Source organism: Mesorhizobium sp. Pch-S (genome assembly GCF_004136315.1).
Taxonomy (GTDB): domain Bacteria; phylum Pseudomonadota; class Alphaproteobacteria; order Rhizobiales; family Rhizobiaceae; genus Mesorhizobium.
In genome coordinates this window covers 3,518,309-3,541,116 of the sequence record NZ_CP029562.1, presented here as the reverse complement: position 1 = coordinate 3,541,116, position 22,808 = coordinate 3,518,309, and the positions used below count along the sequence as shown (strand labels likewise).

General features: G+C 63.4%; 20 protein-coding genes and 1 pseudogene. 14 read left to right on the top strand and 7 right to left on the bottom strand.

Features of this window, described 5'->3' with window-relative positions; genetic code table 11:
* Positions 1–47 precede the first annotated feature (47 nt).
* On the bottom strand, positions 48–1,343 hold the full coding sequence (locus C1M53_RS16535; RefSeq protein WP_129416215.1) for an amidase: 1,296 nt from the start codon (positions 1,341–1,343) through the stop codon (positions 48–50).
* Positions 1,344–1,587: 244 nt separating this feature from the next.
* Here C1M53_RS16535 and C1M53_RS16530 point away from each other — a divergent pair.
* The 6 genes and pseudogenes from C1M53_RS16530 (at position 1,588) to C1M53_RS16505 (ending at position 7,155) form a co-directional block, all read left to right on the top strand.
* Positions 1,588–3,197, top strand: a pseudogene (locus C1M53_RS16530) (ABC transporter substrate-binding protein).
* 72 nt (positions 3,198–3,269) lie between these two features.
* Positions 3,270–4,256, top strand: a complete 987-nt coding sequence (locus C1M53_RS16525; RefSeq protein WP_129413222.1) for an ABC transporter permease — start codon at positions 3,270–3,272, stop codon at positions 4,254–4,256.
* Positions 4,253–5,074: an ABC transporter permease gene (locus C1M53_RS16520; RefSeq protein WP_129413221.1), complete on the top strand. Its 822-nt coding sequence runs from the start codon at positions 4,253–4,255 to the stop codon at positions 5,072–5,074. Before C1M53_RS16525 ends, C1M53_RS16520 begins: the two co-directional genes overlap by 4 nt.
* Positions 5,071–5,871, top strand: a complete 801-nt coding sequence (locus tag C1M53_RS16515) for an ABC transporter ATP-binding protein (protein WP_129413220.1) — start codon at positions 5,071–5,073, stop codon at positions 5,869–5,871. The genes C1M53_RS16520 and C1M53_RS16515 overlap by 4 nt, the downstream gene beginning before the upstream one ends.
* Positions 5,864–6,646, top strand: a complete 783-nt coding sequence (locus tag C1M53_RS16510) for an ATP-binding cassette domain-containing protein (RefSeq protein ID WP_129413219.1) — start codon at positions 5,864–5,866, stop codon at positions 6,644–6,646. The genes C1M53_RS16515 and C1M53_RS16510 overlap by 8 nt, the downstream gene beginning before the upstream one ends.
* Positions 6,647–6,648: 2 nt before the next feature.
* On the top strand, positions 6,649–7,155 hold the full coding sequence (locus C1M53_RS16505; protein ID WP_129413218.1) for an L-2-amino-thiazoline-4-carboxylic acid hydrolase: 507 nt from the start codon (positions 6,649–6,651) through the stop codon (positions 7,153–7,155).
* A gap of 4 nt (positions 7,156–7,159) precedes the next feature.
* Here the strand turns inward: C1M53_RS16505 and C1M53_RS16500 are convergent, their stop codons facing one another.
* The 4 genes from C1M53_RS16500 to C1M53_RS16485 all read right to left on the bottom strand — a co-directional run bounded on the left by C1M53_RS16500 (position 7,160) and on the right by C1M53_RS16485 (position 12,700).
* Positions 7,160–8,797 carry an AMP-binding protein gene (locus tag C1M53_RS16500; protein ID WP_129413217.1) on the bottom strand — a complete coding sequence of 546 codons (1,638 nt, stop codon included), beginning with the start codon at positions 8,795–8,797 and terminating at the stop codon, positions 7,160–7,162.
* Between the two features lie 89 nt (positions 8,798–8,886).
* On the bottom strand, positions 8,887–9,405 hold the full coding sequence (locus C1M53_RS16495) for a 2'-5' RNA ligase family protein (protein WP_245488614.1): 519 nt from the start codon (positions 9,403–9,405) through the stop codon (positions 8,887–8,889).
* A gap of 171 nt (positions 9,406–9,576) precedes the next feature.
* Positions 9,577–11,064 carry an aldehyde dehydrogenase gene (locus C1M53_RS16490; protein ID WP_165358164.1) on the bottom strand — a complete coding sequence of 496 codons (1,488 nt, stop codon included), beginning with the start codon at positions 11,062–11,064 and terminating at the stop codon, positions 9,577–9,579.
* A 187-nt stretch (positions 11,065–11,251) separates the two neighbouring features.
* Positions 11,252–12,700, bottom strand: a complete 1,449-nt coding sequence (locus C1M53_RS16485) for an APC family permease (protein WP_129413214.1) — start codon at positions 12,698–12,700, stop codon at positions 11,252–11,254.
* 208 nt (positions 12,701–12,908) lie between these two features.
* Here C1M53_RS16485 and C1M53_RS16480 point away from each other — a divergent pair, with 208 nt between their 5' ends.
* The 4 genes from C1M53_RS16480 (at position 12,909) to C1M53_RS16465 (ending at position 17,083) form a co-directional block, all read left to right on the top strand.
* A complete protein-coding gene (locus tag C1M53_RS16480; RefSeq protein WP_129413213.1) occupies positions 12,909–13,697 on the top strand; it encodes an IclR family transcriptional regulator in 789 nt (262 codons plus the stop codon).
* 94 nt (positions 13,698–13,791) lie between these two features.
* Positions 13,792–15,057 carry a Tm-1-like ATP-binding domain-containing protein gene (locus tag C1M53_RS16475; RefSeq protein ID WP_129413212.1) on the top strand — a complete coding sequence of 422 codons (1,266 nt, stop codon included), beginning with the start codon at positions 13,792–13,794 and terminating at the stop codon, positions 15,055–15,057.
* Positions 15,054–15,710 (top strand): HAD-IA family hydrolase, encoded by a 657-nt coding sequence (locus C1M53_RS16470; RefSeq protein ID WP_165358163.1) that lies wholly within the window; start codon positions 15,054–15,056, stop codon positions 15,708–15,710. The genes C1M53_RS16475 and C1M53_RS16470 overlap by 4 nt, the downstream gene beginning before the upstream one ends.
* Positions 15,711–15,727: 17 nt before the next feature.
* Positions 15,728–17,083 carry an aminotransferase class III-fold pyridoxal phosphate-dependent enzyme gene (locus C1M53_RS16465; RefSeq protein ID WP_129413211.1) on the top strand — a complete coding sequence of 452 codons (1,356 nt, stop codon included), beginning with the start codon at positions 15,728–15,730 and terminating at the stop codon, positions 17,081–17,083.
* A 9-nt stretch (positions 17,084–17,092) separates the two neighbouring features.
* On the opposite strand, the gene C1M53_RS16460 is transcribed toward C1M53_RS16465, so the two are convergent.
* Positions 17,093–17,968, bottom strand: coding sequence for a helix-turn-helix domain-containing protein (locus tag C1M53_RS16460; protein ID WP_129413210.1), 876 nt, complete (start codon positions 17,966–17,968; stop codon positions 17,093–17,095).
* A gap of 92 nt (positions 17,969–18,060) precedes the next feature.
* Here C1M53_RS16460 and C1M53_RS16455 point away from each other — a divergent pair, with 92 nt between their 5' ends.
* Together C1M53_RS16455 and C1M53_RS16450 are read left to right on the top strand one after the other, a co-directional pair.
* Positions 18,061–19,608, top strand: coding sequence for a 4-hydroxyphenylacetate 3-hydroxylase N-terminal domain-containing protein (locus C1M53_RS16455; protein ID WP_129413209.1), 1,548 nt, complete (start codon positions 18,061–18,063; stop codon positions 19,606–19,608).
* 9 nt (positions 19,609–19,617) lie between these two features.
* Positions 19,618–20,127 (top strand): flavin reductase, encoded by a 510-nt coding sequence (locus C1M53_RS16450; protein WP_129413208.1) that lies wholly within the window; start codon positions 19,618–19,620, stop codon positions 20,125–20,127.
* Positions 20,128–20,194: 67 nt separating this feature from the next.
* On the opposite strand, the gene hpaR is transcribed toward C1M53_RS16450, so the two are convergent.
* Positions 20,195–20,599 carry a homoprotocatechuate degradation operon regulator HpaR gene (gene hpaR / locus C1M53_RS16445; protein WP_162839659.1) on the bottom strand — a complete coding sequence of 135 codons (405 nt, stop codon included), beginning with the start codon at positions 20,597–20,599 and terminating at the stop codon, positions 20,195–20,197.
* A gap of 245 nt (positions 20,600–20,844) precedes the next feature.
* Here hpaR and C1M53_RS16440 point away from each other — a divergent pair, with 245 nt between their 5' ends.
* Both C1M53_RS16440 and hpaE read left to right on the top strand, forming a co-directional pair.
* Positions 20,845–21,231 (top strand): 5-carboxymethyl-2-hydroxymuconate Delta-isomerase, encoded by a 387-nt coding sequence (locus C1M53_RS16440; protein WP_129413207.1) that lies wholly within the window; start codon positions 20,845–20,847, stop codon positions 21,229–21,231.
* A gap of 13 nt (positions 21,232–21,244) precedes the next feature.
* A complete protein-coding gene (gene hpaE / locus C1M53_RS16435; protein WP_129413206.1) occupies positions 21,245–22,762 on the top strand; it encodes a 5-carboxymethyl-2-hydroxymuconate semialdehyde dehydrogenase in 1,518 nt (505 codons plus the stop codon).
* Positions 22,763–22,808 lie beyond the last annotated feature (46 nt).

Sequence of the window (22,808 nt, the reverse complement as noted above, 5' to 3'; positions counted from 1 at the left end):
GATAGAGCGAACCCGAACCTGCTCTGTCGGCAGCCCTCCAGGAAGGCTTAGGCCTTGAGCAAGGCCTCGACCGAAGCCGCAATCGCCAGCAGGCGGCGGTCATGTCCATTGCGGCCGACCAGCATCAGGCCCGATGGCAAAACGGTACCCGGCATTGGCAGCGAGATCGCGCACTGGTCGAAATAGTTGAACACCTCGGTGTTGCGCAGCAGAAGTCCTTCCATGCGGTCGTCGAATTTCGGGTCGGCCATCACCGCATCGATCAGCGGCGCCGCCACCGGAACGGTCGGCAATGCCAGCACGTCGAAATCCGCCAATCTGCGATCCATCTCGGCAATGTGCCCGAGGCGACTGCGCATGGTGCGGATGTAGACCGGCACCGGCGCCTTGGCATAACGGGCCAGCGGTACGCTGACATGCGGATCGACCGCGACGTTCGTGCCGGCTTCCAGCCAGTCGGCGTGGATGGCAGCACCTTCCATGCCTGCGATCGAACCATATTGCGTGGCCTCATTCATCGCGTCGACAAGGTCGTCGATGGCAATGTCGAAAAGGCGTGCGCCCGACCGCTCCAGTCTGCGGATCGCATCCTCGAAGGCGTGGGCGATCGTTTCCTCCGTGTCGTCGAACAGGGCGCCACGCGGAATACCGACGCGCAGGCCATCGAGCCGCGCGGGCACCAACGGCAGAGGTTCCTCGCCGGCGAGGATCGCGTCGGTGGCGGCACATTCGGCAACGCTGCGTGCCAGCGGGCCGAGCGAATCCAGCGCGAAAGAAAGTGGGAAGGCGCCATCCAGAGGCACACGGCGCGCCGTCGGCTTGAAGCCGACAACACCGTTCAGCGCCGCCGGGATGCGGATCGATCCGCCGGTATCCGAACCGATCGAAATGGCGCTGGTGCCTTCGGCCACCGACACGCCAGCGCCCGATGAAGATCCTCCCGGCACGCGCCTGGCATCGGCACCGTTGCCCGGCGTGCCGTAATGCGGATTGAGGCCGAGCGCAGTAAAGGCGAATTCGGTCATGTTGGTCTTGCCGATGATGACGGCTCCGGCCTGGCGCAGACGCTGCACCACCGGTGCGTCCTTCTGCGCCGGTGCGGCGGTGCGGCGAAGCAGCGAACCGGCCAGCGTCGGTTCGCCGCCGACGTCGAGCAGATCCTTGATCGAGACGATCTCGCCGTCGAGCGGCCCCAGCGCGATTCCGGCCTTCCGCCGAGCGTCGGTTGCGTCGGCCGCTGCGCGGGCCGCGTCTGGATAGAGCTTGGTGAACACCTTCTCGCCGGCGGCCCGCTCTGCGAGACGCGACAGGACGGCTTCGAGACGATCACGCGCTGAGGGCATCGGCATCTCACCTTGCTTTGATCAATGGCTGCCCTGCTGTCTCATGCGCACCATCAAACCGCAACGCTTTTGGCATGCACCACGGCTGGTCCAGCGGATGGAAATTTCAACGCCAGGGCCTTTTGCGCCAATTCCTTCTCTGGTGAAACAGCCGACAAAGGTCATAATCCGCGCCGGTGGAAACAGGTGCCAGACCTGTCCGCAATGTTGAACCCGCCTGGCGGGTCATTTTGGGGGATCAGTCATGTCGGATTTCAGCCTCACCAGGCGCTCGCTGCTTTCAGGCACCGCATTGTTGCTTGCCTCGACCGCCCTCCCGACCATCGGCTGGGCGCAGGAACCGCAAAAAGGGGGGCGTCTGACGGTCGCGGCCGATTCCGAGCCACGCAACCTGAACCCGGCGATCGTCGCCTCCAACGGCGTCTTCTTCATCTCGTCCAAGATCGTCGAGCCGCTCGCGGAAGCCGACTATGAAGGCAAGGACGGGCTCAGCCCTCGTCTCGCCACCAGTTGGGAAGGCTCGGAAGACGGCAAGTCTGTCACCTTCAAGCTGCGCGAGGGCGTGACCTGGCACGACGGCAAGCCGTTCACCTCGGCCGACGTCGCCTTTTCGGCCTTGCAGATCTGGAAGCCGTTGCAGAACCTCGGCCGCGTCGTCTTCAAGGACCTTGAAGCGGTCGAAACGCCGGACAAGCACACCGCCGTCTTCAAATTCGCCAAGCCCACGCCGTTCCAGCTGATCCGCAACGCCCTGCCGGCGCTGACCAGCGTCGTGCCCAAGCACGTCTATGAGAACGGCAAGATCGAGGAGAACCCGGCCAACACCGCGCCGATCGGCACAGGTCCTTTCAAGTTCGCCGAACACAAGGCCGGCCAGTACTACCGGCTGGAGAAGAACACCGCCTATTGGGGCAAGGGTGAACCCAATCTCGACGAGATCGTCTACCAGGTGCTGCCGGATCGCTCGGCAGCCGCCAATGCGCTAGAAGCGGAGGAGATCCAGCTTGCTGCCTTCTCGGCCGTGCCGCTGGCCGACCTCGACCGCATTTCCAAGGTGCCGGGACTGAAGGTCGTCACCAAGGGTTATGAAGGCCTCACCTACCAGCTGGTCGTGGAAATCAACCACCGCCGCAAGGAACTGGCCGATGTGAAGGTGCGGCAGGCGATCGCGCATGCCATCGACAAGGATTTCGTCGTCAAGACGATCTTCCTCGGCTATGCGGAAACCGCCTCCGGACCAGTGCCGAAAAACGACAGGCAGTTCTATACCGCTGACGTGCCGGCCTATGCCTTCGACGTCGCCAAGGCCAACGCCCTGCTCGACGAGGCCGGCTACAAGGCCGGCGCTGACGGCAAGCGCTTCAAGCTCAAGCTGCTGCCGGCTCCCTATTTCAACGAAACCAAGCAATTCGGTGACTATCTGCGCCAGGCGCTTGCGGCCATCGGCATCGACGCCGAGCTGGTCAACAACGACTCCGCAGCACATATCAAGGCAGTCTATACCGACCATGCCTTCGACCTCGCTGTCGGCCCGCCCGTGTTCCGCGGCGACCCGGCGATCTCCACCACCATCCTGGCGCAGAGCGGCATTCCCGACGGCGTGCCCTTCTCCAACCAGGGCGGCTACAAGAACGCCGACATCGACGGCATCATCGCCAAGGCGGCCGAGACGCTGGATGCCACGACACGTACCGATCTCTACAAGCAATTCCAGAAGAAGGTCGTCGAGGACCTGCCCTTCATCAACGTCGCTGACTGGACCTTCATTTCGGTTGCCAGCGACAAGGTGGGCAACATCGCCACAATCCGCGCTGGGCGGTGTCGAACTGGTCGGACACCTGGCTGGCCAAGTAATCGGGATCGGTGCTTGAGGTCGCCAGCCGCCAGCGCGTAAGCTGGTGGTTCCGGCCTCAAAGTTTTGTACTCATGTCACGTGCCTTCCTCCTTCTGCGCCGGCGCCTCGTCGGCTCCGTCTTCGTGCTCCTGATCGTCGTTGTCGGCACGTTCCTCCTGCTCGAGGCAGCGCCCGGCGATGCGGTCGACGCCTATCTCGTGTCGACCGGCGGCGATGCCGGTCTCGTCGAGGCGATGCGGCAGAGCTGGGGCCTCGACCAGTCCGCCGCGACACGGCTGGCCAACTATCTGTGGGCGCTGCTGCACTTCGATCTCGGCCAGTCGGTTGCCTTCTCGCGGCCGATCCGCGACGTCATCCTGGAACGGCTGCCAGTGACGCTTGTCCTGATGGGCGCTTCGACAGCCCTGTCTTTCGGCCTCGGCTCGGCACTCGGCATCTATGCCGGCGCGAAACCTGGAAGCTTTCGCGACCGCTTGCTGTCGACGGCATCGCTGGCGCTCTACGCCGTGCCCGGTTTCTGGCTGGCGCTGGTGCTGGTCATCATCTTTGCCGTCGATCTGCGCTGGTTTCCCATCTCCGGTTTCGAGACAATCGCGTCCGGCAAGACCGGCTTCGCGCGGGCTGCCGACATCGCCCATCACCTCGTCCTGCCGGTGACCTCTCTCGGCGTGATTTATCTGGCGCTCTATCTCAGGATGATGCGCGCCGGCATGGCCGAGGTGTGGCGGCTGGATTTCGTACGCGCTGCCCGCGCCAGGGGGCTCAGCCGCCGGCGCATCGTGCTGGCTCATGTGGCGCGCAATGCGCTGCTGCCTCTGGTCACCATGCTCGGCCTGCAATCCGCCCAGATGCTGGGGGGCAGCGTCGTCATCGAAAGCATCTTTTCCGTGCCCGGCCTGGGACGGCTGGCACAGGAGGCCGTGGCGCTGCGCGACACGCCGCTGCTGCTCGGCATCATCCTGGTCAGCGCCGTCCTGGTCATTCTCATCAACCTCCTGGTCGATATCGCTTACGCCTTCCTCGACCCGCGCGTCGGCGCCAGCGAGGCCAGCGCATGAGGCGATTGACACGCGTCCCGGAAGCATTGGTCGGGTTCGGCATCCTGTCGGCACTCGCGGTGATGGCACTGGCAGCTTCCACGCTCTTCCCGGGTGATCCTCTCGCCATCAAGGGAGCACCGTCGCTGCCGCCGTTCCAGGATTGGTCGCTGCCGCTCGGCACCGATCGTCTTGGCCGCGACGTGCTGGCCGAACTCTTCCATGGCGCCCGTACATCATTGGCTGTCGGCCTCGCCGCCGCGGCGGCCGCAATCGCCGTCGGCGCGGTGATTGGCACATTGGCGGGCTTTGCCGGTGGCATAGTCGACGAGGCACTGATGCGCATCACCGACGCTTTCCAGACCGTACCGTCCTTCCTGCTGGCCCTAGCTTTCGTCAGTGTCGTCGGCCCGTCGCTGACGGTTGTGGTGATCGCCATCGCCCTTTCGGCATGGACAGGGCCGGCGCGCGTCGCGCGTGCCGAAGTGCTTTCGATCCGCGAGCGCGACTTCGTTGCCGGCGCGCGGGTCATCGGCATGCATCCGCTGGAGATCGCCTTGCGCGAGGTTCTTCCCAACGCCTTGCCTCCGGTGCTCGCGCTCTCCTCCGTCATCGTTGCCTCAGCGATCCTGATCGAGGCCGCGCTTTCCTTCCTCGGGCTCGGCGATCCCAATCGCGTCACCTGGGGCGGCATGATTGCCGAGGGCCGCACCGTTCTGCGTTCGGCACCGTTCCTCTCCATCGTGCCCGGCATCGCGCTGGTGCTGACCGTGCTCGGTGTCTATCTCGCCGGCGAAGGCGTCGTCGAAGGCACCGCCGTCAGGAAGGGCCTGTCGTGACCGGCCCACTCGTCTCGATTCGCGACCTGTCCGTCTCATACCGGCGCGATACGGCTTCGTTCTCGCTCCGCAACGTCGATCTCGACATCGCCCCCGGCGAACGGCTGGCGATCATCGGCGAAAGCGGTTCCGGCAAGAGCACGCTGGCGCTCGCTATCGCCGGGCTTCTGCCACCGACGGCCACCGTGGATGGCGCGATCCTGTGGTCGGGACAGCCGCAGCTGTCGCGCGGCGGCCGCGACATCGGCTTCGTCTTCCAGGACGCTTCGGCGAGCCTCGACCCGGTGATGGCTGTCGGACGGCAGATCGCCGAGGTCGCCCGCACACATCTCGATCTCAGTTGGGCACAGGCGCGAGACCGCGCACTTGATCTGCTGCGGCGTGTCAGACTGCCAGACCCCGACACGGCCCTGCATGCCTATCCGCACCAGCTGTCGGGCGGACAAAGGCAGCGGGTAGCGATCGCCACTGCCATCGCCGCCGGGCCGAGATTGCTCATCGCAGACGAAGCAACCAGCGCTCTCGACACCATCGTGCAGGCCGACATCGTTGCGCTGATCCGGCAATTGGTGGCCGAGGATGCGATGGCGCTGCTGTTCGTCAGCCACGACATCGCGCTTGCCGCCGAACAGGCCGACCGCATCGCCGTCTTCGACAGCGGCGAGATGGTCGAACTTGGCACCGCCGACGCAGTGATCCAGAAACCCCGGCATGCCTACACCAGGAAACTGCTGGACGCCCATATCGGCCTCGACGCCACGCCAATGATCATCGCCACGGAACGCGGCCATGTCTGAGCCGCTGCTTGCCGTCTCCGGGCTCACCAAACGTTTCCGGCGAAGCGGGACAATCGTCACTGCTGCCGACGATATCTCCCTTTCCATTTCGACCGGCGAGACCCTGTCGCTCGCCGGTCCTTCCGGCTCCGGCAAATCCACCATCGCCCGCCTGATCCTGCGGCTGATGGAACCCGATGCCGGCCGGGTGGATTTCGAAGGCGGGAACTTCCTCGCCTTGCGCGGTTCAGCTCTGCGCGCCAGACGCGCACGGCTGCAGATGGTGTTCCAGGATCCGCTTGCCGCGCTCAATCCGCGCGCGACAGTGGCGCGCGTGCTGGATGATCCACTGCGCATCCACGGACTTGCCAGCCGCAGCGAGCGCCCGGATCGTATTGCAACTCTCCTCGAACGCGTCGGCCTGGCGCCAGATCTCTGCAACCGCCACCTTCACGAGGTTTCCGGCGGCCAGCGCCAGCGTGTGGCGATCGCCCGCGCCATCGCCACGAAGCCATCCCTGATCGTGCTCGACGAGGCGGTGTCGGCACTCGACGTTTCAGTGCGAGGCCAGATCCTCGAACTGCTGCTCGACCTGCAGCGCACGGAACGCATCGCCTATCTGTTCGTCTCCCACGACCTCGGCGTGGTGCGGGCTTTTGCGCACCGGGTCATCCTTCTCGAAGACGGTCGCATCGCCGAACAGGGCGATGCCCGCGCCGTCATCGACAATCCGCAATCAACCATCGGCAAGGCGCTGGTTGCCGCTGTGCCCAGACTGCCCCGAACACAGGACTGATCATGACCGATCCTCAGGCCCGCGCGGAAAAGCTTGCCCGCGAACTCGATTCCGCCTTCCGCAACCGCGCCGATCTTTACCGGCTCATGCTGGACGAACTGACGACGGAACTGGGTGCCGAGCAGGCCGAGACGGTCATGGTGCGCGCCATCGAAAAGCGCGGCCAGGAGGTGGCGGCTGCGGCCTTCGGCAAATTCGGTCCCAATGACGCGCGCGCCATCGGCGAGGCCTTCCTCTCCGTCAGCCCGGATGACGGACGCATGTATCCGACCGATGTCGAGCGCGCGCCGGACCGCATCGCCTTCAAGGTCAAGCGCTGTCCACTCAAGGACGCCTGGGTCGAGGCTGGCGTCGGCGAAGAGCAGCTCACCACGCTCTGCCGCATTGCCGGCGCCTTCGATCGCGGCCTGTTCGAAGCCACCGGCGTGCGTTTCGACAACGTCACCTGGTCGCCCGGCCATGGCAGCGGCTGCTGTCACATCGCGCTCACCGACCGCGACGCGGCCTGACCACTTACCCTTTGCTGGCCTGCCTGAGTTCCACCCGGCGGATCTTTCCGGAAATGGTCTTGGGCAGCGCGTCGACGAATTCGATCTCGCGCGGATATTTGTAGGGCGCGGTCAGGTTGCGGCAGAACTCCTGGATGTCGCGTGCAAGGTCTTCCGACGCCGTGAAGCCTTTTGCCAGGATGACATAGGCCTTGACGATCTGGCCGCGGGTCGGGTCGGGTTTGCCGATGACCGCGCTTTCGGCGACCGCCTTGTGCTCGATCAGTGCGCTCTCCACCTCGAACGGGCTGATGCGGTAGCCGGCGGAGGAGATCAGATCGTCGGAACGACCGACGAACCAGAGATAACCATCCTTGTCGCGCCGCGCGGTATCGCCGGTATAATACCAGCCATTGCGGAACGAGCCGGTGTCCAGTGCCTTGCCGGTATAGTAGCCGTGGAACAGGCCGCCTGGATGCGGGTCGGTGACCCTGACCGCGATATGGCCGACTTCCTCATCCGGCAGGCGCTTGCCGTCGTCATCGACGACGTCGACATCATAGCCCGGCACCGGCTTGCCCATCGAACCGAAGCGCACTTCCTCGCCCGGGAAATTGGCGACGATGTTGATGGTCTCGGTCTGGCCGTAACCGTCGGCGATCGTCGTGCCCGTCGCTTCCTTCCAGATGCGCATCACCTCCGGATTGAGTGGTTCGCCCGCTCCCAGCGAACGGCGCAGGCTGGAAAGATCGTAGCGTTTCAGATCCTGTTGCGCGAACAGACGGTAGACGGTCGGCGGCGCGCAGAAGGTCGAGACCCTGAGTTTGCCGATCAGCTTCAGGTGCATGTCGGCGTCGAAGGCACCGTCGCCATTGTAGAGCACTGCCGGCGTCCCGAGCATCAGCTGCGGAAACAGGATGCCCCAGGCCGCCTTCGCCCAGCCGGTGTCCGTCAGCGACCAGTGCACATCACCGGGCCTGAGATCCATCCAGAACAGGCCGGTCGCCACATGGGCGAGCGCATAGCCATGGTCGCGCGGCACCATCTTCGGCAGCGAGGTCGTGCCGGAGGTGAAATAGGCCATCATCATGTCGGTGGCGCGGCTCGGCGGAAAATCCTTCCGGTCCAGTTCCGGCGAAGCCTCGGCCAACAACCTGTCGAACGACAGCCAGCTGTCGCGTTCGCCATCGATGACGATGAAGGTCGTCAGCGTCGGGCATTCGGCTCGAATGGCGTCGACCTTGGCGCAATGCTCGGAGGTGACGATGACCGCCGTGGCCTTCGAGTGGTTGACGCGATAGGCGATGTCGTGCGCAGTGAGCAGGTTGGTGCCTGGCATCGAGACAACGCCCGCCTTCATGCACCCGAACAGCACCGTGTACCAGGCCGGCACGCGGCCGATGACGAGGCAGGCAAAGTCGCCCGCTTTGACACCCAGCTTGCGCAAGGCATTGGCGAAGCGGTTCGAGCTTTCCGAAAGCTGCGAATAGGCAATGCGCTGGATCGTCTCGCCGTCACGCGAGACGGCGATCACCGCGGTACGGTCGTCCCGCTTCGACCAGTCGTCGATGACGTCGAACGCAAAATTGAAATGCTCGGGTATTTCCAGGCGAAATCCCGCACGCGCCCTGGCATAGGTGCGGTCGACCGTCGAAAAATCCATCCTCTCCTCCGCGATGGCGATGCAACGTTCAGGTCGCATCACATAGCGCGGACCAACTTAGGAAGCCATCGAACCAAAGGCTATGCCTTTTAGTGCCACTTCGCCGGCATCAGCCAGGATTCAAGAACGTTGTATTTTGTCAGTCCTCGCTCGCTGTGGACAAGCGAGAACGTTCGGACGGTGAAACGCAACGGATCGATCTGCTGCGGGACAACCGACCGAGAACTGTAGAAAAGCGTGATATGCGGGTTGAAGCTCAGCGTCCCACGCAACCCATTGGAGACGAGAGCAGCACCAAGCTTCCTCTGGAGATCCATCAGCGGCGTGCTTCCGCCCAGAAGCACCGTTGCTCGCCTGTCCGGTCGACCACCGGGAAACGTGACGATACGATCGAAACAGACATCAAACGCATCGACGCTGACGGAATTTGCGGCACATTTGGCAGCAAATACGTATTTCTCGCGCAAACGGTTGTCGTCCCTGATGTGCTGGAGCGAGATGTGCAGGTGCTTCAGCGGACGCAATTTCGCCTGGAGCCTGTTCGCCGTCTGTATCCCGGTGGCAATCTCCAGCACCTGACTGCCGACCGGCGTTTCAAGCAGCACCATCAAGATCAGCCGCTCCGGTTTCTTGGGCCGGAGCGGACCTTCTGACTGACCGAAATCGAAAACACCTTGGGACATGTCTCGCCCACTTCGCGGGGCCGAAACGTCCCGATTAGAACAAAACAAGAACATACGCAAGCGCAATCAGAAGACCACGCTTGCGCCGTCAGCCTCCTAGGCCAGCGAAATCCAGGCCGTCTTCAGGTCGGAATATTTGTCGAAGGCGTGCAGCGACTTGTCCCGTCCGAAGCCGGACTGGCCGAAACCGCCGAGCGGCACGGTCATGTCCGCACCACCATAGGTGTTGACGTGCACCACGCCGGCGCGGATCGCCCGCACCATGCGATGGGCACGCGCAAGGTTCGATGTCCACACCGCCGAGGCGAGCCCGTAGACGGTACCGTTGGCCAGACGCACAGCCTCGGCTTCATCCTCGAAACGTTGCACGGCCAGCACCGGGCCGAACACTTCCTCGCGCGCAACGGTCATGCCGGGGGCGACACCGCCGAAGATGGTCGGCTCCATGTAGTAGCCACCGGTCTCCTCGCGGATGCGGCGGCCGCCGGAAACCAGTTGCGCGCCCTCGTCCAGCGCCGTCGCCACATGGCCGAGGTCCTTCTTGAGTTGCTCCATGCTGCTCACCGCGCCGATATCCGACTTGATGTCGAGCGGGTCGCCGACCTTCATCCTGGTCGTTGCCGCCACCAGCTTTTCGACGAAGGCATCGTAGATCGAGGACTGGACGAGCAGCCGCGAGCCGGCGACGCAGACCTGGCCGGCATTGCGGAAAATGCCATGCGCGGAAACCCTGGCGGCGACATCAAGATCGGGCGCGTCGGCAAAGACGACATTGGGCGACTTGCCACCGAGTTCCAGTTGCACCCGCTTGAGATTGGAGCGCGCCGAATAATCTAGCAGCCGACGACCGACCCCGCCCGAGCCCGTGAAGACGATGGCATCGACATCCATGTGCAGGCCAAGCGCCTCACCGGTCACGCTGCCACGCCCGGTGACGACGTTGAGAACCCCCTCCGGCAGGCCGGCTTCCGCCGCCAGCTCGCCGAGGCGCAGCAACGTAAGAGATGCCACTTCTGCCGGCTTCAGGACAACACTGTTGCCGGCGGCCAGTGCCGGTGCCACCTTCCAGGCGCCGATCATCATCGGGAAATTCCATGGCACGATAGCGGCGACGACGCCCAGCGGCTCGCGGTGGATGAGGCCGAGCACCTCGGGTGCTGTCGGCGCGATCTCGCCATAGACCTTGTCGATGGCCTCGGCGTAGTAGCGGAATGTGCCCGCCGCCGACAAAGGCTCGGCCTTGTAGGCCATGCCGATTTCGGTACCGTTGTCGCGCACGCCGAGCACGGCCAGTTCGAGCGCGTGTTTCTCGATCAGGTCGGCAAGCTTCAGCAGCACTTTCTTGCGCGCAGCCGGTGCAGCCCGCGACCAGCTTCCCTTCTCGAAGGCAGCACGCGCGGCGGCCACCGCGCGATCGACATCGGCGGCTCCGGCATCGGCGATCGAGGTAAGCGTCGTGCCGTCGATCGGTGAGATGACGGGGAGTGTTTCCCCATCCCGGCTGTCGGCGAACGCGCCACCAATAAAAAGCTTTTGCGCCGCGACAGGTTTCTGCCGCAGCGCGTCGATCGTGGCCTGGTCCATCAGGGCTTGTCTCCGAATGCTATGCTCTACGTGAATATTATCTTGGGAGGATGGAAGGGTTGGCCACCTCGAGCAATTCCAGCAAAAGTGCGTAGCGGTTTTGCTGGAATTGCGTTAAAACAAGGAGACAGAGCATTGGAGGCGACGCTTTTCGCCGGAAATGCTCTGGCCAACCCTTCCGGCATTTCTATTCCTTTACCTCGTTGCCGAGTTGGGCGAAGGCTGCCGGATCCTTGCTCTTGAGAGCAAGGGCCAGAACCAGGCCAAGCACTGCCGCGATCAGCACCAGCGACGGCAGGAACCATGACAGCGTACCGGACGCACCCGACAGGCTGCCGAAGTTCAGCACGATCTGGAAAATGATATAGGCCAGCACAAGGCCGGCAATGACCGGCGCGACCTTGGCCTTCAGCACGTTGCCTTCGAGCGACGGGTTGCGGCTGAAGAAGGCGAGCACCGAGAAGGACGTCAGCGCCATCAGGGTGATGATGCCCAGCGTGCCGACATTGGTGAGCCAGGAGAACAGTGCCAGCACCGGATCCTGGCCGGTGACGGCAAACAGCGCGATCACCAGGAAGGCGATTGCCGTCTGGATCAAGGAGCCGACATGCGGGCTCTTGAACACCGGATGCGTGACACCAAGCGATTCCGGCAGGAGCTTTTCACGACCGGCGACATAGAAGTAGCGGGCAACGCCATTATGGAAAGCGACCACGCCAGCGAACAGGCTGGACACGAACAGGACGCTCATCAGCTGCGTCACCGCCGTGCCGACATAGCGGTCCGACAGCGTGAACAGGAAGGTCGTCGGATCCTGAAGCGCCTGCAGCGACGGCACCAGCTTGTCGACGCCGGTGGCATTTGCCATCAGCCAGGAGGTGAACATGTAGAACACGCCGATGATCAGAATGGAGATGTAGGTGGCACGTGGCACAGTACGGTGCGGTTCGCGCGCTTCCTCCGAATAGATCGTGGTCGCTTCGACGCCGATGAAGGCCGCGAAGCAGAAAAGCAGGCCGATGGCCGGCGCGCCGCTCAGGATCTGCGTCGGCGTGAACGGCGCCATGCTGAGACCGGAATCGCCGCCTTTGAACAGGATGGCAAGATCGACCACCAGCACGATGAGATATTCAAGCAGCACCAGGACGGTAAGGATCTTGGCCGACAGGTCGACACGGCGATAGCCGAGCACGCCGACCAGCGCGACACCGATGAAACACCACAGCCACCAGGGCAAATTGATGCCCCAACCGGCGAACAGGCCTGAGGTCGCAGCACCGAACATGCCGAAGACGCCGATCTGCATGGCGTTGTAGGACAGGATGGCGATGAGCGCTGCAGCCCCACCCAGCGCACCGCCGAGGCCCTTGGCCGTATAGGCGTAGAAAGCACCGGCATTGGCGACATGGCGAGCCATGGCGACATAGCCGACCGCAAAGATCAGCAGCACGGCGGTCACGATCAGGAAGGTGCCGGGAATGCCGGCGCCATTGCCCATCAGCATGGAGAGTGGCACGCCCCCTGCAACCGCGGTCAGCGGCGCGGCGGCTGAAACCACCAGAAACGTCACGGCACCAACGCCAAGGCTGTTCTTTCTCAGCCGATTGGCCTCACCGGATTCCACTACGGTTGTCATGAATTCCTCCTCCTTTCCCCGCCACGCGGGGCCCCACAAGCCCGTCCCCGCGAAGCGGGGCCAAAAAAAGCCCAGTGAAATGCCGAGTGGCCGAAAGGCCTGTTTTCGTTTCATTATTTAAAACGACATTTCGAATATAGACTTGCAAAGATGCTCGGCACCTGTCAAGTTAATTCGCGCGTTAAGTATCTGGAGGAGAGACAAACGCATGAGCACGGTGGCCAAGGCCGTGTCCCTGCTGGAGGTGCTGGGACAGGGCGAGCCGGAAAGAACGCTGGCGGACCTCGCCCGTTCAGTCGATTTCGACAAGGCGACGACACGACGTCTGCTGCTGGCACTGATGGAGCAGGGGCTGGTCGAACAGGACGGCGGCAGCCGCCTCTATCGGCTGGGCATCGGCGTGGCGCGTCTCGCCTTGATGCGCGAAGCGCAGTTTCCCTTTCTCAGAACCGCGATCCCGGTTGCCGATGCGCTCGCCGCAAGGACTGGCGAGACCGTGCATTTCTCCGAATATTCGAGCCGCGGGTTGATCTCTGTCCATGTGGTGGAATCGAGCAAGGCCAACCGTGTTGCGGTGCCGGTCGGAGAAACCCTGCCGCTGCATGCCACGGCCTCCGGCATCGCCTTCATGGCTTTTGCCGACCGTCGCGTCATGGATGCCACCTTGGGCGGCAAGCTGGTATCCTACACCCCGCACACGGTGACCGACCCGACAGCGATCAGAGAGCTGGTCTCGGCCGCGCGCACCCGAGGCTATTCCATCGGTGCACAAGGCTATGAAGACGGCGTCTTCTCGGTTGCCGCGCCGATCCTCGGCGCACGCGGCACCGCGGTCGGCGCGCTTGCGATTGCGGCACCACGTGCCCGCATCGAACCGACGGACACGGAGTCCCTGGGAGCGGCCGTCGTCGAATCCGCCTCCCAGATCAGCGAGCGCCTCACCGGCCGCCGTGCCATGGCCGCCAACGACCAAGGCAATTCCAGGAAGAGCGTGTAACGGTCCTCCGTCCGGAATTGCACAAAAACAAAGAGTTAGAGCGTTTCCGCAGAACGGAAACGCTCATGAAACAAAGACCATCAGAGCGGAACGAATGACCAGAACGCATATCCCGAAGATACTTCTGTGCGGCACCGGCGACACCAAGGCCGACGAGCTGCTTTACATGGCCGAACGCATCCGCAGCGCCGGTGGTGATCCCGTCATGCTCGACGTCAGCGTGCTCGGCGATCCGCCCTACCGCCCTGAATACGACAAGCATGCCGTGGCCTCCGCGATAAGCACCACCATCGAAGCGATTGCGCGATCGGGCGATGAAAACACCGCCATGGAACTGATGGCGCGCGGTGCCTCCGTTCTCGTGCGGGACCTCGAAGCTTCCGCCAGGATCGATGCCTTCATTGCCATCGGCGGCACGATGGGCACCGATCTCGCGCTCGACATCGCGCTTGCGCTGCCGATCGGCGTGCCGAAATTCATCGTCTCGACCATCGCCTATTCCCATCTGATCCCACCGGAGCGGATCGCGCCGGATCTGATGATGATCCTGTGGGCAGGCGGTCTCTATGGCCTCAACGACACCTGCAAGGCCGTCCTCTCCCAGGCCTCCGGCGCCGTTGTCGGCGCAGCGCTCACCACTGCGAAACCACGCCCGAACCTGCCGACGGTCGCGATCTCGTCGCTCGGCACGAGCTGCCTTTCCTACATGAAGACGCTGCGGCCCGAGCTGGAGAAACGTGGCTATGAAGTCGTCATCTTCCACACCACCGGCATGGGCGGCCGCGCGCTTGAATCGCTTGCCGCCGACAACCGTTTCGTCGCCGTTCTGGATTTCAGCCTGCAGGAAGTCGCCAACCATCTGAACGGCAGCGTCGTTTCCTCGGGCGTCGACCGGCTGGAAAACGCCGGCCGCGCCGGCATCCCGCAGATCGTGGCACCAGGAGCGGTCGACATGGTCGATTTCCCGACCTGGAAACCGGTTCCGCAAGGTCTCTCCGATCGGCCTTATCATGCACACAACCGGCTGCTTGCCTCCGTCACCACCGGCACGGACGGGCGCCGCCACGTCGCGCGGGCGATCTCGGAAAAGCTTGCTTTGGCCACCGGACCCGTCGCTTTCATCCTGCCGGCCGGCGGCATCGAACAATGGGATCAGGAAGGGGAGCCTCTCCACGAACCCGACGCGCTTGCGGCCTTTTCCGACGAGATGCGCCGCGTCATCAAGGCTCCCGTCGAACTGCACGAGATCGAGGGACACATCAACAGCGTCGAATTCACCACGACGGCGTTGGCGATCTTCGATCGCTGGGCGGCAAGTGGGGTAATCGCACCCGGCATTCGCCAGGAGCAGTCATCGTGAGCATACCCAAGGCCCTGGTGCTCGATTTCGGCGGTGTCGTCACCAGGACGCTGTTCGAGACCCACGAACTCACCGAAAAGGCTCTCGGCCTCAAGCCGGGCACACTGACCTGGCAGGGGCCGTTCGACCCGGCTTCCGATCCGTTGTGGCAATCGATGCAGGCGGACGAGATCAGCGAACGCGACTACTGGAAAACCCGCACCCGTGAAGTCGGCGAGCTCGTCGGCGAAGACTGGGATGCGATGGAGACCTTCGTACGCCGCGCCCGCGGCGCCGATCCGGTAGCCGTTGTCCGGCCGGAAGCCGATCGGGCCATCCGCAAGGCCCATGCCGCCGGCGTGAGGCTTGCGGTGCTCTCCAACGAACTCGACCTGTTTTACGGCGCCGACTTCCGCGGCCGGCTGCCGCTGCTTTCCCTGTTCGAGACCATCGTCGATGCCACCTACACGAAGATCCTGAAGCCGGACCTCCGTGCCTATCAATCCGTCGCCGATACACTTGGCCTGCCGACCGGCGCCTGCGTGTTTGTCGACGACCAGCAACGCAACATCGACGGCGCGATCGCCGCCGGCATGTTGCCCGTTCATTTCGATGTGGCCAGCCCGGCCCGATCCTACGCCGAAGCGCTCGGCCATTTCGGCCTCACCCTTTAAGGAATTGGAGACTTCAGATGCGCGACACCAATTTTTTCGCAGAAAACAACGCCAAGCCGATCTGGCACCCGATGGCGCATCCCGCCGAGATGCGCGCGTCGCCCCCGCGTGTGATCATGAAGGGCGAAGGCGCGCATGTCACCGATATCGAAGGCCGTACCGTTCTGGACGCCGTCGGCGGCCTGTGGAACGTCAATCTCGGCTACAGCAGTGATCCGATCAAACAGGCGATTGCGGCCCAGCTCGATACCCTGCCCTACTATTCGGGTTTCCGCGGCACCTCGACCGGGCCGTCGATCGAGCTCGCCTATGAGCTTTCACAGTGGTTCGCCCCCGAAGGCATGGTGCGCACCTTCTTCACCTCCGGCGGTTCGGATTCCGTCGAGACTGCGCTGCGTCTTGCCCGCCAGTACTGGAAGATCCGCGGCCAGGCCGACCGCACCAAATTCCTGGCGCTGAAGAAGGGTTACCACGGCACGCATTTCGGTGGCGCCTCGGTCAACGGCAATGCCAATTTCCGCCGCAACTACGAACCGCTGCTGCCGGGCTGCTTCCATACGCCGGCACCCTGGACCTACCGCAACCCGTTCGACGAAACCGACCCGATCAAGCTCGCCTGGCTGTGCGCGCGCGCCATTGAGGAAGAGATCGCCTTCCAGGGTGCCGACACCATCGCTGCCTTCATCATGGAACCGGTCCTGGGCGCCGGCGGCGTCATCGTACCGCCCGAAACCTTCATGCCGCTGGTGCGCGATATCTGTGACCGACACGACATCCTGCTCATCGCTGACGAAGTTGTGACCGCTTTCGGCCGCACCGGTGCGTGGTCCGGTTCGCGGCTCTGGAATGTGCAGCCCGATTTCATGACCATCGCCAAGGCGATCACCTGTGGCTACTTCCCGCTCGGCGCTACGCTGATCGGGCAGAAAGTGGCCGATGTCTTCGAAGCCGACAAGACCAGCTTCGGTGCCATCGGCCATGGCTACACCTATTCCGGCCATCCTGTCGGCTGCGCCGCCGGTCTCGCTGCGCTGGCCGAAACCAAACGCCTCGGCGTCAACGAGAATGCCGCCGCGCGTGGCATTGAGCTCGGCAAGGCGCTGGAAGCGTTGAAAGCCAAGCATGCGCTGGTTGGCGACGTGCGTGGCAAGGGTCTGATGGCAGCGCTCGAACTGGTGTCCGATCGCGATTCCAAGAAGGCGGCGGACAAGAAGACCATGGCCAAGGTGGCCGATGCCGCCTACGACGCCGGGGTCATGCTGCGTGTATCGGGTAACATGATCATCCTGTCGCCGCCCCTCATCATCACTGCTGCCGACGTCGCCAGGATCGCCGAAGGTATCGATGCTGGCCTGACGGCGGCAATTGCCTGAGCAAAGGCTTCAGTCGGTGGAGGGACCCAATCGTTCCCTCCGCCAGGCAGCGGGCGACAGACCCGTCGCCTTGCGGAAGAACCGCGAGAAATAGGCGGGGTCGTTGAAGCCCGTCTCGAAAGTGATGTCTTCCACCGACCGGATGGTGAAGGCGAGCAGTCGTTTGGCTTCGACCAGACGCCTTTCATTGACGGCTTGCCGCACGCCGGTGCCCAGCACCTGCTGGGCGGCCTTATCGAGCAGGTGTCGGGTCGTGCCCAGCGTTTCGACATAGCGCTCTACGGGCAAGTCTTCCCGAAAGTTCCGGTCGATGAGATGCCGCAACCTCGCGGCCAGCGCTCCTGCGGCTGGCAGTTCGATCGGTTGCGGCCCACTGCCCAGCCGCGCAATGCCGGAGAGCGTCACCGCGATCAAGGACGGCAGGATTTTGTCCATGCCAGGCAACGCATCGGCATATTCCGCCTGGATTGCCAGAACACTGCTTTCCAGTTTCCGCCACAACGTATCACCACCGCGTCCGGTGACGAAAACCGGACGGTCGAGCCGCAGGAGCGTGTTCACTGCAATCGCCGAAAGCGCATCGTCGGCAACCGAGACGACGATCGCGTCGGTGCCTGGCTCGATGATGAAGCCATGCACCACGCCGCTCGGCACGAAACTGACCGCAGGGGCTGAAAAATCTTCGGAAAACTGTTCGATCCGGTAGTTGCCGCGGCCACTCGTCCAGAAAGTGATCTGGCCCATCTGCGGGTGCTTGTGCGGCTGCACGCGGCCGCGATGGATGCCCTCGCGAGCACGAACGGTCTCGACGTGAAAGAACCCGACGTCGAGCGCGCGCGTGGGTTCGCCGTAGACGAAGAATTCCGGGATGGAAACCTGGCTCATGGCACCCGAAAAAGTCCAAGCGGTTTTCGGCTTTTGTCCATAAACCATAGCGCTGCCCAGCGCTACTCTTAAGACATCAAGGGAGGAATACGATGCGAGCGGAAGATTTCCGGGCCGACAAGACGCGCCCGTTCACGGGTGCCGAATATCTGGAAAGCCTGCGTGACGGCCGCGAGGTCTACATCAACGGCGAACGGATAACCGACGTCACCACCCATCCGGCCATGCGCAATTCCGCGCGCTCGCTTGCCCGTCTCTATGATGCCCTGCACGATCCCAAGCAGCAGGCCGCTCTCACGTCGCCGACCGATACCGGCTCCGGCGGCTATACCCACAAGTATTTCCGTGTTGCCCATTCGCCGGCCGATCTCGTCGCGCAGCAGGGCGCCATCGCCCATTGGGCGCGCATGACCTATGGCTGGATGGGGCGCACCGCCGATTACAAGGCGGCACTGATGAACACACTGGGCGCCAATGCCGATTGGTACGGACCGTTCAAGGACAACGCACGAGCCTGGCACAAGCGCGCGCAGGAATCGGTCCTGTTCATGAACCACGCCATCGTCAACCCGCCGATAGACCGGCACAAGCCGGCGGAGCAGGTAAAGGACGTCTTCGTCCACATCACCAAGGAGAATGATGCCGGCATCTGGGTTTCCGGCGCCAAGGTGGTGGCGACTTCGTCAGCGCTGACTCATTACAATTTCCTGGCACAGAGTTCTGCCACGGTGACGGAAGACCCTTCGCTGTCGGTGATGTTCATCGTGCCGATGAACGCGCCGGGCGTGAAGATGTTCTGCCGCGTTTCCTACGAGCAGACGGCCAACACGGTCGGCCAGCCCTTCGACTACCCGTTGTCGTCCCGCTTCGACGAGAACGACGCCATCCTGGTGCTCGACAATGTCTTCGTACCCTGGGAAGACGTGCTGGTGCTGCGGGACGCGCAGAAGATCCTCTCCTTTCACCCCGCGTCCGGCTTCATGCACGGCTACTGTTTCCAGGGCTGCACACGTTTTGCCGTAAAGCTCGACTTCCTGGCCGGCTTGCTCGCCAAGGCACTGCGCGCCACCGGCGGCGATGCCTTCCGTGGCAACCAGGCAGCACTCGGTGAGGTGATCGCGTTGCGGCACATGTTCTGGAGCTTCTCCAACGCGATGGCCTACAACCCGATCCCATGGGCTGGCGGCGCGGTGCTGCCGAACATGGAAGGCGCACTGGCGTATCGCACCTTCATGTCCGAAGCCTATCCACGCGTCATCGAGACGGTGCGCAAGGTTGTCGCCTCCGGCCTGATCTACCTGCCCTCCTCCGCCAAGGATTTCGGCAATCCCGACATCGACCGCTACCTGGCGCAATATGTGCGCGGCTCCGACAATATGGGCCACATAGAGCGCATCAAGATCATGAAGCTGCTCTGGGACGCCACCGGCACGGAGTTCGGCGGCCGCCATGCGCTCTACGAACTCAATTATGCCGGTGCCCAGGAAGAAGTCCGCCTGCAGGTGCTGAAGGGCGCCGAACGCGGCGGCCGGCTGAAGCAGATGGAAGAGCTCGTCGACACCTGCATGGCCGACTATGACGAGAACGGCTGGACCGGCGACACCTGGCTGCCGCCGTTGGGCACTACCGGCCGGGATTGAGGACCAGCCATGCAACTGCAGGTCTCCAGGCTGGAATTTCGTGACGCCATGGCGCGGGTCTGCGCGCCGGTCAACATCGTCACCACGGACGGACCGGCTGGTCGCGGCGGCTTCACCGCGACGGCCATGTGCAGCGTTTCAGACGATCCGCCGACCTTGCTCATCTGCATGAACGAGCGCTCGGCGCAAACTGGAATGTTCCTCGACAACCGGCGTTTCTGCGTCAACGTGCTGACGCAGGCGCATATGCATCTCGCCTCGAAATTTGCCGGCGCCATCCGCGACATGGCCGAGCGCTATCAGGCGGCAAACTGGCAGACCATGCCGTCCGGCATGCCGGCGCTGCTCGACGCCATCGTCTCGTTCGACTGCGAGATCGGTGACGTCAACAAGGTCGGCACGCACAATGTGATGTTCGGCCGGGTCATCGATATCCGGCACGGCAGCGGCGAAGCGGCTTTGCTTTATGTCGACCGCAACTACTCGCAACCGATGGCGCTCGGCAGTTTCGGTGGCTGAAAAGCAGACTGCAACGATGGATGACCGCACGAGGTTTGCGATCCATCCGTCCTTCAGGGGAAAAAGCTCAGCCTTCGCTGCTCTCCGACTGGATCAGGCTCTCAAGCATGTCGAGCAGCTGTTCGTATTGCTCGGCGCCATATCGCCCCTCGATGGCTTCGTAGATGGCGATGCGTTCTGGTGCCAGATCCTCGATCAGCGCCACGCCGCTTGGCGTGATGGCGAGCAGCGCGCGCCGGCCGTCATCCTTCACCCGGTTGCGGGTAATCAGCCGGCGCTCTTCCAGCGCCTTGATGATGCGCGTCAGGCTCGGCGGCAGGATCGACGCGCGGCCGGCAAGTTCGGTCGCCTCGAGCGGCCCTGTCTCGGCCAGCACGCGCAAGACACGCCATTGCTGTTCGGTGATGTCGTGCCGGGCCAGCATTGGCCGGAAATGCGCCATGATCACCTCGCGGGCACGCAGAAGCGTCATCGGCAGGGAGCGTCGTGTGGAAGGCGGCAGCAAGGTGGTGTCTCCGCTCTGGTTCCGTCTGTCTCGCGAACCGGCGCACGCAAGACGCGTAGTCGGCTTTCAGCGCTATATCCGCGATTTTGGCGGCACCGGCAATCCCGCCGCGAGCGGATGGCACAACCCATTCAACAGCGCTTGACTTTCATCAGTCAAGATGTAATTCACATGTTAATTACAAACAGTCGACTTACTGGTGGAGGAACGCCGTGCCCCACATGGCGATCGAATATTCCGCGAATCTCGATGAAACGGTCGATATCCAGGGCCTGTGCACTCTGGTGGCCGACACCATCCTGGAGACGGGCCTGTTCGAGATCGGCGCCATCCGCGTGCGTGCATTCCGTGCCGAAGCCTACGCGATCGCCGACAGGCTGCCTCAGAACGGCTTCATCGACATGAATTTCCGCATCGGCAAGGGCCGCAGCGCCGAGGAGAAGAAGCGTACCGGCGAAGCCATCTTTGCCGCCGTTTCACAGCGGCTGGCCCTGCTGTTTGCTACCCCTCATTTCGCGCTGTCGCTGGAGATCCGCGAGATCGACGCCGAACTGAGCTGGAAGAAGAATGCGATCCACCCGCGACTGCGCGGCAAGTAACGAGGACGAAAGCATGAGCGCCCTGGACGACAATCTGCGCAAGGCAAGCGCCTATCTTGAACGCTTCAAGCGCGACGGCGTGCTCAATCATATCGCCGGCGAAGCGGTGCCGGCTGCCGACGGCTCGACCTTCGAGACGATCTCGCCGGTCGACCTGAAGCCGCTGGCCAAGGTGGCGCATGGCAAGGCTGCCGACATCGACCGCGCCGCCAAGGCTGCCAAGGCCGCATTCCGCGACTGGGCGGCGATGTCCGGCGATGCCCGCAAGAAGCTGCTGCACAAGATTGCCGATGCCATCGTCGCGCGCGCCGAAGAAATCGCCTTCGTCGAATGCATGGACACCGGCCAGTCGCTGAAATTCATGGCCAAGGCAGCACTGCGCGGCGCCGAGAACTTCCGCTTCTACGCCGACCGCGCGCCCCAGGCTCGCGATGGCCGTACCCTGCAGGACGCAGGCCAGGTCAACATGACGACACGCGTGCCGATCGGCCCTGTCGGCATCATCACGCCCTGGAATACCCCTTTCATGCTGTCGACCTGGAAGATCGCGCCGGCGCTCGCAGCAGGCTGCACGATCGTCCACAAGCCGGCCGAATTTTCGCCACTGAGCGCGCGTCTGCTGGTCGAGATCGCCGAGGAAGCCGGCCTGCCCAAGGGTGTCTGGAACCTCGTCAACGGCCTCGGCGAGGACGCCGGCAAGTCGCTGACCGAACACCCCGACATCAAGGCGATCGGGTTCGTTGGCGAGAGCCGCACCGGCTCCATGATCATGAAACAGGGCGCCGATACGCTGAAGCGTGTGCATTTCGAGCTGGGTGGCAAAAACCCGGTCATCGTCTTCGCCGATGCCGACCTGGAGCGCGCGGCCGATGCCGCCGTCTTCATGATCTATTCGCTGAATGGCGAGCGCTGCACGTCTTCGTCGCGCCTGCTGGTCGAGGCTTCCATCCACGACAAGTTCACGGCGCTGGTCGCCGAGAAGGCAAAGCGCATCAAGATCGGCCACCCGCTTGATCCCGAAACCGTTGTCGGTCCGCTGATCCATCCCGTGCACGAGAAAAAGGTGCTTTCCTATATCGAGATCGCCAAGTCGGAGGGCGTCACCATTGCCGCTGGCGGCACCAAGTTCGACGGTCCGGGCGGCGGCTGCTATGTCACCCCGACCCTTTTCACCGGCGCCAACAACACCATGCGCATCGCCCGTGAAGAGATCTTCGGCCCCGTGCTCACCGCGATTCCGTTCAAGGACGAAGCAGAGGCGCTGGCGATCGCCAATGACACCGAGTACGGCCTCACCGGCTATCTGTGGACGTCCGATGTGACGCGCGCTTTCCGCTTCACCGAAGCACTGGAGGCCGGCATGATCTGGGTCAATTCCGAGAACGTACGCCATCTGCCGACGCCGTTCGGCGGCGTTAAGAATTCCGGCATCGGCCGGGACGGCGGTGACTGGTCATTCGACTTCTACATGGAAACCAAGAACATCGCTTTCGCGACCAGGCCACACGCCATCCAGAAGCTTGGCGGTTGACGCCGTACAGCGCGGCTTTGCCGCGCCGCGCGGCCAGGCCGCGCAG